This window comes from Roseimaritima sediminicola (assembly GCF_009618275.1).
In the GTDB taxonomy this organism is placed as follows: domain Bacteria; phylum Planctomycetota; class Planctomycetia; order Pirellulales; family Pirellulaceae; genus Roseimaritima; species Roseimaritima sediminicola.
The window spans coordinates 58464-74415 of sequence record NZ_WIAD01000018.1; the positions used below are offsets into that span (position 1 = coordinate 58464).

General features: G+C 62.4%; 10 protein-coding genes. 8 read left to right on the forward strand and 2 right to left on the reverse strand.

What is annotated here, in order from left to right; genetic code table 11:
- The first annotated feature begins 187 nt into the window (after nt 1-187).
- The 6 genes from GE027_RS11075 (at nt 188) to GE027_RS11100 (ending at nt 9099) form a co-directional block, all read left to right on the forward strand.
- Nucleotides 188-1657, forward strand: coding sequence for a tetratricopeptide repeat protein (locus GE027_RS11075; RefSeq protein WP_153557259.1), 1470 nt, complete (start codon nt 188-190; stop codon nt 1655-1657).
- A 196-nt stretch (nt 1658-1853) separates the two neighbouring features.
- Nucleotides 1854-3788, forward strand: coding sequence for a M61 family metallopeptidase (locus GE027_RS11080; RefSeq protein WP_162006684.1), 1935 nt, complete (start codon nt 1854-1856; stop codon nt 3786-3788).
- A 241-nt stretch (nt 3789-4029) separates the two neighbouring features.
- Complete coding sequence (locus GE027_RS11085; protein ID WP_162006685.1) at nt 4030-4701, forward strand: DUF1587 domain-containing protein; 672 nt, start codon at nt 4030-4032, stop codon at nt 4699-4701.
- A complete protein-coding gene (locus GE027_RS11090) occupies nt 4673-6460 on the forward strand; it encodes a DUF1592 domain-containing protein (RefSeq protein ID WP_153557262.1) in 1788 nt (595 codons plus the stop codon). The genes GE027_RS11085 and GE027_RS11090 overlap by 29 nt, the downstream gene beginning before the upstream one ends.
- Nucleotides 6457-7572 carry a DUF1552 domain-containing protein gene (locus GE027_RS11095; RefSeq protein ID WP_153557263.1) on the forward strand — a complete coding sequence of 372 codons (1116 nt, stop codon included), beginning with the start codon at nt 6457-6459 and terminating at the stop codon, nt 7570-7572. Before GE027_RS11090 ends, GE027_RS11095 begins: the two co-directional genes overlap by 4 nt.
- A 168-nt stretch (nt 7573-7740) precedes the next feature.
- On the forward strand, nt 7741-9099 hold the full coding sequence (locus GE027_RS11100) for an ankyrin repeat domain-containing protein (protein WP_162006686.1): 1359 nt from the start codon (nt 7741-7743) through the stop codon (nt 9097-9099).
- 132 nt (nt 9100-9231) lie between these two features.
- On the opposite strand, the gene GE027_RS11105 is transcribed toward GE027_RS11100, so the two are convergent.
- On the reverse strand, nt 9232-10377 hold the full coding sequence (locus GE027_RS11105) for a GNAT family N-acetyltransferase (RefSeq protein WP_153557265.1): 1146 nt from the start codon (nt 10375-10377) through the stop codon (nt 9232-9234).
- A 254-nt stretch (nt 10378-10631) separates the two neighbouring features.
- On the opposite strand from GE027_RS11105, the gene GE027_RS11110 reads away from it, so the two are divergent.
- On the forward strand, nt 10632-11894 hold the full coding sequence (locus tag GE027_RS11110; RefSeq protein ID WP_237607461.1) for an outer membrane protein assembly factor BamB family protein: 1263 nt from the start codon (nt 10632-10634) through the stop codon (nt 11892-11894).
- Between the two features lie 777 nt (nt 11895-12671).
- Here the strand turns inward: GE027_RS11110 and GE027_RS11115 are convergent.
- A complete protein-coding gene (locus GE027_RS11115; RefSeq protein WP_153557266.1) occupies nt 12672-13160 on the reverse strand; it encodes a hypothetical protein in 489 nt (162 codons plus the stop codon).
- 705 nt (nt 13161-13865) lie between these two features.
- On the opposite strand from GE027_RS11115, the gene GE027_RS11120 reads away from it, so the two are divergent.
- Nucleotides 13866-15950: an elongation factor G gene (locus GE027_RS11120; RefSeq protein ID WP_153557267.1), complete on the forward strand. Its 2085-nt coding sequence runs from the start codon at nt 13866-13868 to the stop codon at nt 15948-15950.
- Nucleotides 15951-15952: the final 2 nt, after the last annotated feature.

Genomic DNA, 15952 nt, shown 5'->3' on the forward strand with positions numbered 1-15952 from the left:
CTCCAACAAGACGGGTATTTCGGGATCCCAGTCGCTGCGATCAAGAGACAAGTTTGCCGCGGGACCGCCACCATATCTTTGGAGATTCGCGACCAGAGCGGCCTAGTCCTGAAGGACGGTTCGGGTATACTCGACAGGACTATCTCATTTGTTCACTTCCGCGCTCGCAAGGCTGACCACAACGGCTATGTCTTTTCTACGCTGGATTAATCCGCTGCCTTTGTTTGCGGATCTACGGATGTTTGTGCGCGAGTACGTATCGACACGCCGTGCCGCGGGCCTGCTGCAAGGGCTTCCGTTTGTGATTTCGATGTTACTGCTGGGCGTCTTGATAGGTGTCTCACATTTCGAACTGCGCGACACGACCACGGCTCTGCAGGAACGGTTGCAGACGGCTTTGGCGGACGAGGACACCGAAGCGGCCAAGCGATTGGTCCGGCAACTGCGGCGGGACCAACCCAACAACGAATTTCTGGCCTTCCAGGCCGGAAGGCTGGAATGGGGCGGACCGCAGCACGACGCGGCTTACCGGCAACTGTTTCAATTGGCAGTACGCGCCCAGTACGGCCCCGCGGCCGCCTTTCTAATCGAAAAGGACGCCGAGGCTCGCGAAGAAGAACTGCAACACCTGGAAACGATGCAGGATCGCCTGGCCGTGGTAGAGGTCGCCGTACGCCGCTACCCGAAGGATTATCGGTACGCGGCGCTGCAGGCCGATTTACTGTTGGCCGACGATCGATCCGAAGAAGCCATCGCGATTTTAGAACCGCTTGCCGACATCGACCCGGTGCGGTCTTTGCAATTGGCTTTGGTGCTGCGGAAACAGGGCGACCCGGCTGCAGCACGTCAGTATGCCCATGCCGGTATTGCTTTGTTGGACAAACGCGACAGCGACGATGTCTCCGTCTCGAATCAATTGTTGCGAGCCGCCCTGAATCAATTGTTGGAGAACTGGGAAGAGGTCTTCCGGACGCTCCAGCCCACGCAGGATCTCTCGGCAGAGGACCAGCAACAACTTCGGCGGGCGCACGCTCGGGCCCTCGTCTCCTACTCCCGCCATCAGCAGGACACACTGAAACCGGACGAAGCGGTCAAGCAAGGTTTTGTGCATCTCAGCCAAGCGGTGCGGTTGGCGCCGAACGATCCCCAGATCATCGGTGCCGTATCAAGTTGGTTGGCCGAGCACGCCGACGCCGATGAATCCCAGCTCGCCATGCTGCAGGACGCGGTCGCTCAAGGCATGTCGCCAGAGTTTTCGCATTTCATCTTGGGGACGACTCTAGTCCTCCGCGGGGAAGGCCAGAAGGCGGCCGTCCATCTGGAACTGGCTCAGGAACAGTTTCCGACCAGTCCAGCCATCTTGAACAATCTTGCATTTACCCTAGCCACCCAAGAGGAACCCGATTTGCCCCGCGCGCTGCAGATCGTTGAAGTGGCCCTGGAGCAATCGCCTGATCACGCCTTTATCCGCGACACTCGCGGCCAAATCCTGATCAAAATGGAAGACTACAAACGGGCGATTCCGGACCTCGAATTCGCCCTTCGCGAACCGCGTTTGCAGGTCGAAGCTCATCGCAGCCTGGCCGTCGCCTACGAAGCTCTGGGGCAGCAGGCGATCGCCGACCGCCACCGAAAACTCGCGAAAGAGAAAGAGTAAGAGTAAGAGTAAGAGTAAGACCGAAAAGTGGCTGTAGCACGACGGTCCGGCGAGCGACGCAAAGCCTGAGTTACAATGGTGCGTCGAAACCTTTGCTTTCCTCTCCCTTCGCGATGCCCTACCAATGCGATTCCTTCTACCGCTTTGTTGCTTCCTCCTTGCTGGATCGCTGTTTACCGCGACACAAAACGGCTCGGTGACCGCCGCGGAGCCCGACCCGATTCAGTACAGCGTGACGTTTGCCCAGGCCGACCGGCACGTTGTCGACGTGGAAGCGATTATTCCGGCCGCAGGAAAAGAGACGCTTGAACTGATGATGCCGGTCTGGACGCCGGGCAGCTATCTGGTTCGCGAGTACGCTCGAAACGTCGAGACGATCACGGCCTCGGCGGTCCCGTCGGCCGAACCCTTGCCGTTGACCAAGACGGCCAAAAACCGTTGGCAGATCAAACTCACCGGCAAACCGACCAGCGTGCGGCTGCGGTACCGTTTGTATTGCCGAGAGATGAGCGTCCGTACGAACTGGATCGAACGCGATTTCGGCATGCTCAACGGGGCGGCCACTTTTATTACGCTGCGTGACGATGTACGGCGTCCCCACCGCGTACGTTACGTCTTGCCGCCGACCTGGAGCCAGGCGGTGTGCGCGCTGCCCTATGCCGATCCGGATACGAACGATACGGACACGGAAAACACGTTTGACACGTTTGACACGTTCCAGACATTCGTGGCCGATTCGTTTGACGCCTTGGTGGACAGTCCCGTTATTCTGGGCAACCCCAAGATCGCGACCTTTCACGTCGATGGCATCGAACACCAATTGGTCACGATTAATGACGATGGCCTGTGGGACAACCAAGCCGCGGCCGAAGACGTGCGCCGGATCGTTGTTGCCCAGCGAGATTTCTGGGGCAGCCTGCCGTATTCGCGGTACTTGTTTTTAAATGTAATCGGAGAGTCGCGGGGTGGCCTCGAGCACGATCAGAGCACGCTGCTGATGACCAGTCGCTGGAGCTATCGCGATCCCCAGCGGTACCGGTCGTGGTTGGGATTGGTTTCGCACGAATTGTTTCATGTCTGGAACGTGCGGCGGCTGCGGCCGCGCACGCTGGTGACCTATGACTACGAACGCGAGAACCACTTCGACGAGTTGTGGATCGCCGAAGGCGTGACCAGTTACTACGATGACCTGCTGCAGCGCCGTGCGGGTCTGTTGACCGAAAAAGATTATCTCGATCGGATCAGCAAGACGCTGGCCAGCGTGATGGATGCCCCCGGCCATCGTGTGCAACCGCTTCGCGATGCCAGTTTCGATGCCTGGATCAAGTACTACCGCCCGGACGAGAACGCCGTCAACGCTCGCATCAGCTACTACACCAAGGGCGCTCTGGTTGCGTGGTTGTTGGATGCCAAAATCCGCGAGTCCACCGGCGGCAAACGATCGCTCGATGACGTCATGCGGCAGCTCTATTCCCAGCACGGTTCCCATGCCGGGAAGCGTCGTGGGTACAGTTCGGCCGAGTTCCGCAAGATCGTCGACCAGGTGGCCGGCCAACCGCTCAGCCCGTTCTTGGAGGAAGCGGTCGACCGAACGACACCGCTGGACTTCACGTCGGCACTCGACTGGTGGGGGCTGCAACTGGGGGAACCGGAGCAAGGCGAGGAACCCGATACGAAAGACGGCCAGAAGGACGGCGACGAACAAGCGAAAGATGGCGACGAACAAGACGAGTCCGCCGACGATGCGTTGGCCGCCTCGGCTACGGCCAACGCCCCGGAAACGCCTTACGTGGGAGCGACGGTTTCGGAACAAGCCGGCCGGATGATCGTGGCAACCGTACTGCGTGGCTCGCCCGCCGACCGCGCGGGCTGGAATGTCGATGATGAACTGGTGGCCCTGGGAGGCTTTCGCGTCACGGCCACACTGTGGAAGGAGCGCCTGGCCCAGTTCGCCACCGGTGAACCGATCGATTGCCTGCTGTCGCGACGCGGACGCCTGGTCGAACGTCAGATCGTGCTCGAGCCCTCGCGCGGCGAACCCTGGAAACTGCGGCAGATCAAGAAGCCGTCGGACCAACAGCAACAGCGAAGAGAACGTTGGCTGAGCGTCCTCGAATCGAGCACGCCCTGAGCAAGCAGCCGAAAGCAGGCAGGCAGCCGAAAGCAGGCAGGCAGGCTGCCGCTTTTCGCGTGCCTTGCCAGCGAGGATCGGTTAGCCTCTAGGAAATCACTGGCGGCGTGGATTGCACCCCAGGATGGCGTCTTGTCCGGAGCAGAGGCTTGCCGGGCTTGGATGTGTACGCCCCTTCACCCGTGCTCGCGATCTGTCCTCGCCGCCAAAGTCCCAGCCCTGTCTTTGGCGAGAGTATCTGTTGTTCGTATCGCCGTCGCTTCGTTTGCTCGTACCGCTGATGACGCTGGCCGTGTTCTGCTTGCCACGCAGCGCAGCGGAAGCCCCGCAGGGTGGCCCACGCACGCAGGACGATCTGGAACAGATTACCGACTTCCTCCAGATGAATTGTCTGGATTGCCACAACACGGCCGAAGCCGAGCGGGATCTGGATCTGGAAACCTTTGTCGCCACGGCGGAGTCGACCCTGCATACGGACCGGGCCCCTGTCGGCGGAGACATCAACGTTTGGGAAACCATTCTCAAACGCCTGAAAGGCCGGCAGATGCCACCGCCGGATGCCTATCGGCCCGACGAATCGGCGTATGCGGCGGTCGTCGCCGCGCTGCAGCGTCGGCTGGATCGGCATGCCGAAACCCATCCGCCGTCGTACAATCCCTCGGACCTGAGGCGGTTGACCCGCACCGAGTACGGTTATGCCATCGAGGACTTGCTGGACCTGCAGGTGGACGCGACGCGTTGGTTGCCCGCCGATTCCTCCAGCCATGGTTTTGACAACATCACTGTGGGTGATCTGTCGCCCACGCGGATGGAGCGTTACCTGACGGCCGCCCAGCAGATCAGCCGATTGGCGGTCGGCGGTCGGCGGTCGCTACGATGCTCCGGTGGGCGAAACCATTCGCGTCCCCGGTGATCGCACTCAGGAAGAGCATGTCGAAGGCCTGCCGCTGGGGACTCGCGGCGGAGTGTTGGTGCCGTACACATTTCCGCGTTCGGGCGAATACGAAATCCGTGTTCGCTTGGTCCGTGACCGAGACGAACTGGTCGAAGGGCTGCTGGAAACGCATCACCTGGACCTGTTGCTGGACGACGACCTGCTGCAGCGGTTGACCATTGAACGTCCCCGGGGCCGCGACCATACGCAGGTCGACGCCCACCTGCGATTGCGGTTTCATGCCACCGCGGGTCCGCATCGGTTGGGCGTCACCTTTCCCCAAAAGACGATGGCTTTGATCGAAACCAAGCGTCAACCATTCGATGCCCGCTTCAACCAACATCGCCATCCGCGTCAGGCACCCGCCGTTCAGGAAGTATCCATCGTGGGACCGCTGGACGACGCAGCTTTGGCCGGCACCGAGACGTTTGAAACGCCCAGTCGCCGGCGCATTTTTATCGCGCGTCCGCAGACCGCCGAACAACTCGACGACGCCGCTCGGCAGGTGATCGGTCGGTTGCTGCGACGCGCCTACCGGCGACCCGTCAGCGAAGCCGACTTTCGCGAACCGCTTAGGTTCTTTGCCGACGCGGCGGCCGATCGCGCCGGCACGCGTTCGCTGCAGCAGCGTTTCGAGGCGGGTATCGAAGCCGCGTTGACGGCCATCCTGGTGAACCCACATTTTCTGTTTCACTTGGAATGGAGCTCTCATGCAGACCTGAGCCCTGACTTTGCGCTGGCCTCGAGGCTGGCCTTCTTTCTATGGAGCGGCTTACCGGACGACACGCTGTGGGAACTGGCCCTGCAGGATCGCCTGAGCGATCCGGTGATATTACGAGCTCAAGTCCAGCGAATGCTGGAGGATCCTCGCAGCGAGCGGTTGGTCGAAAACTTTGCCGACCAATGGCTGTACCTTCGGAATTTGGAAACGATGACGCCGGACCTACGGGCGTTCCCCGATTTTGATGACAATCTTCGCGATGCGTTTCGCCGGGAAACCCAACATTACTTTGCCCACGTGATGCGAGCGGACCGCAGCGTCCTGGAACTGCTGCACAGCGATTACACGTTTCTGAATCAGCGGTTGGCAAAGCACTACGAGATCCCCCACGTCTACGGCAGTCACTTTCGCAAGGTGACGGTCGATCCAGATCAGCATCGCGGTGGCTTGCTGCGCCACGGCAGCCTGCTGATGGTCACGTCCTACGCGACGCGCACCTCGCCGACGATCCGCGGCAACTGGGTTTTGGAGAACATTCTGGGAACGCCGCCGCCACCTCCGCCGCCCGATGTGCCGGCAATCCAACCCGCCGGTGGCGCGGTCCCCGTCAGTTTTCGCGAGCAATTGGCGCAGCATCGCGCCAACGCGGCGTGCGCCAGTTGTCATGATCTGATCGACCCGGTCGGATTCAGTCTGGACCGTTTTGATGCTTTGGGTCGCTGGCGAACCCGGATCGATGGCGAGCGCGTGGACGCTCGAGGCCGGCTGCCCGACGGGACGGTCGTCGAAGGCGTGGCGGAATTGGAAGCGGGGCTGTTGCAGCGGCCCGAGATGTTTGTCCAAACGATGGCGGAGAAGTTACTAACCTTTGCACTCGGTCGACACGTCGAGCCGCGCGATATGCCGGCCGTGCGACAGATCGTGCGAAGTGCCCGCGAGCACGACTACCGATTTTCGGAACTGGTCGTAGCGCTCGCGGCCAGTCGCCCTTTTCAAGCTGGGAGCAGTGAAGAATGAAGATCCGCAAGCGAGCTCTTTCACGGCGAACGTTGTTGCGTGGTACCGGCGCGGCGATCGGCCTACCGCTGCTCGACGCCATGGTCCCCGCCCTCACGGCCACCGCCGCCACGGCGGCCGGCGACGCCGCCCTGCGACGGCTGGCCTACGTCTACATTCCGATGGGCTACCACGCTGAGGAATGGACCCCCAAGGGTTCGTCGCTGGAACTGGCGATGGACACGATGAATACGGTCGGCCAATGCGACAACGGTTACGCCTGCGTCTACCAAAATAATTTGTCTTGGTCTTCGCCCACGACCCCTCTGCCATCGGAAGCCCATCCGCGGTTGGTTTTTGAAATGCTGTTCGGCGATGGCGGTTCGCCGGAGCGACGCAGCGCCCAACGCCAGCGTCGCGCCAGCTTGTTGGATTCCGTCACGACCGAAATGCAACGGCTGAAAACCCAACTCGGCGGCTCGGACCGTCACCGAGTGGACTCGTATCTGGAAAGCATCCGCGAGGTCGAGCGACGGATCGAACAGGCCGAACGCAGTGCTCGCGACAATCCGTTGCCGGACCTGGACCGTCCGATCGGCGTTCCGGATTCCTATGCCGCCCACGCCGAGCTGATGTTCGACCTGCAAGCGTTGGCGTTTCAAGGCGATATCACCCGCGTGATCACGTTTCAGTTGGCGCGAGAAACCAGCAACCGCACCTATCCGGAAATCGGAGTTCCCGATCCGCATCATCCGGTCACGCACCATGGCAACCGTCCGGACAAGCTGGCCAAGGTCGCCAAAATCAATCAATTCCACGTCTCGCTGTTTGCCAAGTACTTGGAAAAACTGCGTTCGATCCCCGAAGGCAACGGTACGCTGCTGGACCATGCCCTGTTGATGTACGGCAGCGGGATGGGCAATCCGGATGCTCACGACCACAGCGACCTGCCGGTCCTGTTGGCCGGCGGTGCGGCCGGACGGATGCGCGGCGGACGTCACATGCGTTTCGATCAACCTACCCCGCTGTCCAACCTGCACCTGACCTTGCTGAACAAAGTGGGCGTGCCGCTGGAGACGTTTGCCGACAGTACGGGCACGATTGATCATCTCTTTGACCCGGTGAATCTGTAAACCATGCGGTTGCATACTCTGTCGCACGTCCTTGCGCTGCCGCCTGTTCGACACCTTCCTCCCGGTGGAAGCTCGGCGTTTTCCAGTCCAGAGCGGCCCTCGTGCGGACGGGAGCACGGCTTTCTTCGATTGGCGATCCTTGGGATCATCGTCGCAGCGATCGCATCGGTGCCCAGCATCGCTGCCGCCCAATCCCAACCCGCCCCTTCTCGCCCGGCGACCACAGCCGAGACGGCCACCGCAGTCAAACCCGACGCCGCCGGCAGAACTCCGCTGCACCATGCCGCGATCCAGGGAGATCTTGAGGAAGTTAAATCGCTGCTGGCCAGCGGTGCCGACGTGGATGCAGCCACGCGATATGGCGTTACGCCGCTGCGGATCGCCTGCACAGCCGGCGACGCGGCGATGGTTCGCGTCCTGTTGGCCGCCGAGGCGGATCCCCAGCGACTTCTGCCCGGCGAGGAGACGTTGTTGATGTTGGCCAGCCGTGTCGGCAACCGCGAAGTGGTCGAGGCGTTGCTCCATCACGGCGCGGATGTCAACGCGGTTCAGCGTCGCGGCCAGACCGCCTTGATGTGGGCTGCGGCGGCGGGACACGAAGCCGTCGTCGATCTGCTGCTCGAACATGGTGCCGATGTCGATGCGACGCTGGAGTCCGGCTTTACAGCGTTTCATTTCGCCGCGCGTGAGGGACGGCTGGCCGTGGTGCGTCGGTTGTTGAACGCCGGCGTGGACGTCAGCGCGGTCATGAAACCCAAACGCACCGGTGGGCGGTCACCACGGGCTCGCATGTCCGCCCTGATGCTGGCGGTCGAAAGCGGACACTTCGAAGTGGCTCTGGCGCTCGTCGACGCCGGCGCCGACCCCAACGACCAACGCAGCGGGTACGCGCCGCTGCACGCCCTCTCGTGGGTCCGTCGGCCTAGCCGCGGCGACAACCCGGCGGGCGATCCGCCGCCCCGCGGCAGCGGCAACGTCGACAGTTTGGCGTTCGTGCAGGAATTGGTCACTCGAGGGGCCGATGTGAATCTGCAACTGCAACGTGGCGGCGCCGGGAAAGCTCGCCTGAACCCTCGCGGTGCACCCCCCCTGCTGTTCGCCTCCTTCACCGCCGACTTGCCGCTGATGCGACAATTGATGCAGTGCGGTGCGGACGTGTCGTTGGCAAACAGCGATGGTTGCACGCCGATGCTGGCCGCGGCCGGTGTGGGAGTGTTTGTGGCCGACGAGTATCCGGGAACCGAGACCGAGGTCTTGGCCGCCGTCGAGCAATTGTTCGACTGGGGCGCCGACCTGCATGTCGTCGACGACAACGGCGAGACGGTCATGCACGGAGCGGCCTATCGCAGTTTCCCGCGCGTCGTCGAGTTATTCGCGGACTTGGGGGCGAGGCCGGAAGTCTGGAACCGCAAGAACGCGTTGGGCTCCACCCCGCTGGAAGTCGCTCAGGGAAAACGACCGGGCTCCTTCAAACCGAACCGCCCCACGCAGCAAGCCCTGATCAAAGCAGCCCAGCAGAAAACGTAGTAACGAAAACCTTAAACAATCGAGATCGTTTTCTGCCCTCACCCCCAACCTCTCGGCCCGCCGGCCTGGGCAAGCACCACTCGCCCAAGCCGGCGGGGAGAGGGGAGTAAACGTTCGTAGGGAGAGTCGTGCTCAGAACGGCACGCTCGTCACAGGCGGCCGGCCCAGTTGGCTTCGCACCCACTGCTTGGCATCGAAGGCCGCGTCCCAGGCGGCTTGCCGGAGGCGCGGCGTTCGCGACGGGGCAACGGCGTAAAGCGTAACGACGCGCCGCGGCTTGCCCTGTAAACGTTCCTTGTAGGGTTCGTCGCCCCGCATCATGTCGATGCCCGCCATCGCCTGCTCGTAGACGAACTGCATGGTCGAGGCGGTTATCAGATGACCGGGCTCGAGTTCTTGATGAGCGACATCCATGGCCGAGGAATAGCAGTAGACGACGCGGTTGTCACCGACCAGCTGCATCTCCAGTGCAATGGGTTGGTCACCGCGGAGCACGACCGGCATTCGCAGTTGGCCTCGCAGGTATAACCGCTGGGCCACTTCAACGGCAAATCGCCGCATCGACTCGCTGGCAAAGCTGCCGGGTTGGCCCAAGGCTTCCCAGCGCACTTGATGGATCGCGATCAACTGCTCGACCGCCTCGACCACGTCATGCTGGTCGGCGAGCGGCCGCCAGGACAGTTCGGGATGCTCGTCCACACGCTTGCAGCGTCGCCGCGTCTTCTTGCGGTTCGTCTTGCTCAGGCCGGCCAGATACTGCTGCCAGGTTTCCTCGCCTGTCGCTTTGAACCACAGATTCATTCTGGACAGCGTTTGCACGGTGACGCGTGCATCCTGTAGGGAGGAAACCAAACCTTTGATCGTCTGGTCGCCTTCGACGATGCCGTCGATGTCCAACAGGTCCCAGTAATCGGCGGACGATTTGGCCGCCGCGGCCAACCAGTGACCGACTTCGCGGCCGATCTGTTGGGGGTCCTGATCCTGGGCGATCAGGATGGAGACGTGATCGGTACAGGCGTCGCCTTGCCCGAGGGCGGAGAGCACGGCGCGACTGCGCCGCTGCCAACGGTACAGCGGCAGTACGGCGACCAGCCGTTCGCAGCGGTCCCGCACGGTCACCAGATACGGCTCGCTGGTCGCAGCCAAAGCGGGCCGAAAACACTGCCACCAGCACTGCAGCCAAGTCGCCTGACGCATTGGATTGCCGGCCGAAAGCTGGTTCCAGACCGGGGCGTCGGACAGCAGTTCAATGGTGTTTTCGCGACGAATTTGGTACACGGCTTCAGCACAGATGGGGATGGTCGGGAGATCGGAAAACTCTAGCTCATCCTTCGTCGCCGGTCGCTGCCGGGCTGCCGCAGCGGATAAAATCCCCGGCGTTTTCGGCCGACATAATCCCTACCACCGGTTCATCGCTCGATCGCACCGTATATTAGAATCACCACGCGTCGTCGTGGCGTTCGCCGTCCCAGAAGGCGATCTTTGTTCACCCTCGGCTTTTTTGCTCACCCTCGAAATTGAAGAGCACGCCCATGCAGTCCTTGTCGTTCGCTTTGATGGTGCTGGCCGCCACGGTCCCACAGTTGGTCGGCCCACAGATGGCCTTGGCCGGCGATTGGTCTCTGTTTCGTGGCGGCGACGCGGCCGGATACGTCCCCGAAGCTCAGTTGCCACTGCAGTGGACGGCGAACGATTACGCCTGGCAGTTCGACCTGGAGAACCGCGACGTGGGTTCGCCCGTCATCGCTGGGGGCAAAGCTTTTTTGCTGAGCAGCGATCCACAGTCCAGTCAACGGCGGATCATTGCGGTTGATTTGAAATCCGGCGAGCCGCTGTGGCAGCGTAAATACACTTCCACGCCGCATCGCTTGCACCAGCGCAATTCCTACGCCAGCAGCACCCCGGCAGCGACAGATCGCTTCGTATTCTTCGCTTATTCCGAACCGGACCACACCTATCTGAAGTGTCTCGATCACGACGGCCGAGAGATGTGGAGCCGTGACTTTGGGCGGTGGGTCAGCCAGCACGGCTTCGGCACCTCGCCGACCCTGATCGGAGATCTGTTGATCCTGTTCGTTTCCCAGCAGGCCGATCAGTTGCGTGAGGGAGTCGAACCGGGACAAAGCCGCATGATCGCCGTGCGTCCGGATACCGGAGAAACCGTCTGGGAAACGCCCCTGACTACCACGCGGGCCTGTTACGGCGTGCCGCGTTTGTACCAGAACGATCAGGGCGAGAAACAAATCGTGGCGGCCAATACCGGCGATGGCCTGTTCGGTTTGGATTACGCCACGGGCAAGAAACTGTGGAACAACAAGGTGTTTCGGGCCCGCTGTGTCAGCAGTCCCTTGGTGGTCGACGATCTGGTCATCGGCACCGCGGGCAGCGGCGGTGGCGGAAACCATTTGGTGGCCGTGCGGCCCGCCGGCGACGAAGCCGAGGAGGTGTTCCGTATCGAATCCGCCGCGCCGTATGTGCCCACGCCCGCGGTGGTCGGCCATCATCTGTACATGGTCGACGACAAAGGCATCGCCTCGTGCGTGGATGCTCGGGACGGTTCGGTGCTGTGGCGAAAACGCGTCGGCGGTAACTACGGTGCGTCGCCCGTGGTGTTGGGCAATAAAGTGTTGCTGATCAGTTTGTCGGGTGAAGCCACGGTGCTGGAGGCGGCCACCGAATTTAACCAGCTGAGCCAATTCGACCTGGGCGGTCCGGTCGGTGCGACGCCCGTCTACGGCGACGGCAAACTGCTGCTCCGCATCGGCGAACAGCTCTGCTGTCTCAGCGGCATCTGAGCCGCCGGCGCGTTAGCGTCCGGTTCCCATCAGCCGCTGGCGTGCTAGCGCCAGGTTCCATCAGCCGCTGACGCGCTAGCGTCAGGTTCCATCAGCCGCTGACGCGCTAGCGTCCGGTTCCATCAGCCGCTGACGCGCTAGCGTCCGGTTCTGCCGCCGCGCCGGTGCACGGCGACACGTCGCACGCGGCAACCGTGGGCTAGCGCCCCGCGGCTGATGATGATGCCACGCGTTAGCGTCCGGTTCCATCAGCCGCCACGCGCTAGCGTACGGTTCCATCAGCCGCCACGCGCTAGCGTCCGGTTCCATCAGCCGCCACGCGCTAGCGTCCGGTTCTGCCGCCGCGCCGGTGCACGGCGACACGTCGCACGCGGCAACCGTGGGCTAGCGCCCCGCGGCTGATGATGCCAAGCGCTAGCGCACGGTTCTGCGGCCGCGCCGGTGCACGGCGACACGTCGCACGCGGCAACCGTGGGCTAGCGCCCCGCGGCTGATGGTGATGCCACGCCCTAGCGTACGGTTCCCATCAGCCGCCACGCGCTAGCGTCCGGTTCTGCCGCCGCGCCGGTGCACGGCGACACGTCGCACGCGGCAACCGTGGGCTAGCGCCCCGCGGCTGATGGTGATGCCACGCGTTAGCGTCCGGTTCCATCAGCCGCCACGCGCTAGCGTCCGGTTCCGCGGCCGCGCCGATGCACCGCGACACGTCACACGCGGCAACCGTGGGCTAGCGCCCTGCGGCTGATGATGTTGCGGCTGATGACCGGACAGCCGACATCAATATTTTGGCAAATGCATTCGATCCTGTGCTTCGTTCACATACCGCACCACCAACTCCAAATCGTCTTCGGTATTAATGCATTCCCAATCGCCGAGCTTGGTCCATACCGGCCGACCGTGAAAAACTTCCCAGTGCTCACGCAGCCCGCGGGTGGCGTTCGCTTTCAGCTGATCCCGGACTGTTGCTCCCGAATAATTCGGGGCCGTCACGACCGCATGCACGTGATTGGTGCGGGCTGACCTGGCCCAGACTTTCCAGCCGCGGGTTTCGCCATGTCGATCGATTTCCTGTTCCACAACTACTTGCTGCTGAGCATTGAGAAGTTGGATCGTGTGTTTCAACCGTTCGCGTCGCCACTGTGCAAGTTTCGGTTGTGGAAGCTGTTGACCTTTGAAACGTTTTCGCCACCCCCGCTCGTCGCCTTGGAGAAATGTTCCGTAAACGGTCCACGTGATGAAGAAGGCAAGCGGTTCGTCGTGGTTCATGGGATATTCTCACCAAGCCCGCAGAATTGAACAATCGCCGAAGTCGTTTTGAAATGGAAGTATCGAGTGTAGCAAATCGCCGAAAACGGTGGGTATCAGCCGCCACGCGCTAGCGTCCGGTTCTGCCGCCGCGCCGGTGCACCGCGTCGCGTCGCACGCGGCAACCGTGGGCTAGCGCCTTGCGGCTGATGGTGATGCCGACGCGCTAGCGTCCGGTTCCATCAGCCGCCACGCGCTAGCGTACGGTTCCATCAGCCGCCACGCGTTAGCGTCCGGTTCCATCAGCCGCCACGCGCTAGCGTACGGTTCTGCCGCCGCGCCGGTGCACCGCGTCGCGTCGCACGCGGCAACCGTGGGCTAGCGCCCCGCGGCTGATGATGATGCCACGCGCTAGCGTACGGTTCCATCAGCCGCCACGCGCTAGCGTACGGTTCTGCCGCCGCGCCGGTGCACCGCGTCGCGTCGCACGCGGCAACCGTGGGCTAGCGCCCCGCGGCTGATGATGCCAAGCGCTAGCGTACGGTTCTGCCGCCGCGCCGATGCACCGCGTCGCGTCGCACGCGGCAACCGTGGGCTAGCGCCCCGCGGCTGATGACGATGCGGCTGGGCACCCGGTTCCCCAGAGGGCCCGGCAAATCCCTTATGCTATACGGGCAACGCGGACTGCAGAGACTTGATTTGCCCTATCCCAGCGGAGGACGTGTCATGAATTCGCCTGCCCTTTCGGATCTGCGGAACGTTGTCTTTTGCGGCCATGGTTCGGCGGGAAAGTCAACGCTTGTGGATCGCTTGCTGGCCACCGCCGGCGCCGCCTCCGTGGGCCAGAACGGCGACCGTATCTGTGACAGTGACGAACTGGAAAAGCGTCACGGGCATTCGATCGAATCGGCCGTAACCCGTTGCCAGTTCGCCGGCAAACGGTTCACGCTGATCGACACGCCGGGGTACCCGGAATTCATCGGACAGACGGTCGCCGCCCTGCGAGCGGTGGAGATGGCTTGTATCTGCGTCCACGCGGGCGATGGCATCCAGGTCAATACGCGGCGGACCTTTGCCGAAGCCACCGAGGCCGGCGTCGGACGCGGGATCGTCGTCACCCGGCTGGATGATCCCAAAGCCGACTTCGGCACGTTGCTGCATGACATGCAAGAGCTGTGGGGGCCGGCCGTGGTCGCCTTCAATGTGCCGTTGGGACAGGGCGATTCACTGCGCGGCGTCGCCTCGGCGCTGGACTTGCCGATCGAAGCGCGCGACGCGGCGATCAACCTTGCACACGCCCACGAACGCTTGGTCGAACGGATCGTGGAAACCGACGAAGCCTTGATGGAAAAATACTTCGAAGGCGAGATGCCCGACGCCGCGACGTTGGCAGCACTGCTGCACAAGGCGGTGGCCAAGGGATTATTCATCCCCGTGTTCTGCACCGCCGCCACCGGCTCGATCGGTCTGTCGGAATTGCTCGAAGGACTGGCCATCGCCGCGCCGGCCCCCTGCGACCTGCCGCGTTTTGCCAAACAAGAAGGCGAGGCTCTCGAAGTCGGCTGCGATGCCGACGGTCCGCTGGTCGCCCAGGTTTTTAAAACTCGCATCGATCCCTTCGTCCAAAAGCTCAGCTACCTGCGCATCTACAGCGGCCGATTGAGCAAGGACCAGGCGGTCCATGTCCAAGGCGTACGCAAGGACGTCAAAATGCACCCGCTGTACCGCTGTCAGGGCAACGAGATCGAAACGGTCGATTCGGCCGGGGCGGGCGAGATCGTGGCGACCGCCAAGATGGACGAATTACACATTGGCACCAGTCTCGGCGAGGCCGTCATGGCCCCCATCTCGTTCCCCCAGCCGATGGTCGGCCTGGCGGTGACCAGCAAGATGCGCGGCGACGAACAAAAACTGGCACTCTCGCTGCAGAAATTGGTCGAAGAGGACCCCACGTTTCGACTCAGCCGCGACTCGCAGACCAGCGAGTTGGTGATGAACGGGATGAGCGACCTGCACCTGCAGTTGCTGCGCGAGCGTCTGGCCACGCGCGACAAGTTGGAAGTCGACACGCACGATCCGAAGATTCCTTACCGCGAAACCATCGCCTCGGCCGCCGAGGGCAGCTACCGCCACAAGAAGCAAAGCGGCGGCCGCGGGCAGTTCGCCGAAGTCCATATCCGCGTCCTGCCGATGCCGCACGACGTGGACATCGAGCAGTTTGCGACCAAGAGCCAATTTCCGTCGATGCGGGACTATCACTACGATCCCAGCTGTCATTTTCTGTGGGTCGATTCGATCGTCGGCGCGACGATTCCCGGCAACTTCATGCCTGCCGTAGAGAAAGGTTTGAAAGACCGGCTCGGAAAGGGTGTACTGGCCGGCTACCACCTGCAGGACCTGGCGGTGGAAGTTCATTTTGGCAAACACCATCCGGTCGACAGCAGCGAAGCGGCGTTTAGAATCGCAGCCAGTTTGGCCCTGCGCGACGTTGCGCAGAAGGCCGGCCCGTCGCTGCTGGAACCGCTGGTGACGATGGAGATCACCGTTCCGGACGAGCACGTGGGCGACGTCTACAGCGATATGAGCAGCCGTGGCGGACGCGTGCTGGGCAGCGAATCGGCTGGCGGCGGCCAGCAGACGGTGTCCTGTCAAGTTCCGCTCCGCTGCGTCAGCCATTACGATCGCACGCTGTCCAGCATGACCGGTGGCCAGGGCAGCTACAGTATGGACTTCAGCCACTACGAAAGCGTACCGGCCAATATTCAACACGAAATCGTCGCGTCGGCAAAACTCGCCGAGGAAGAGGACTAAGA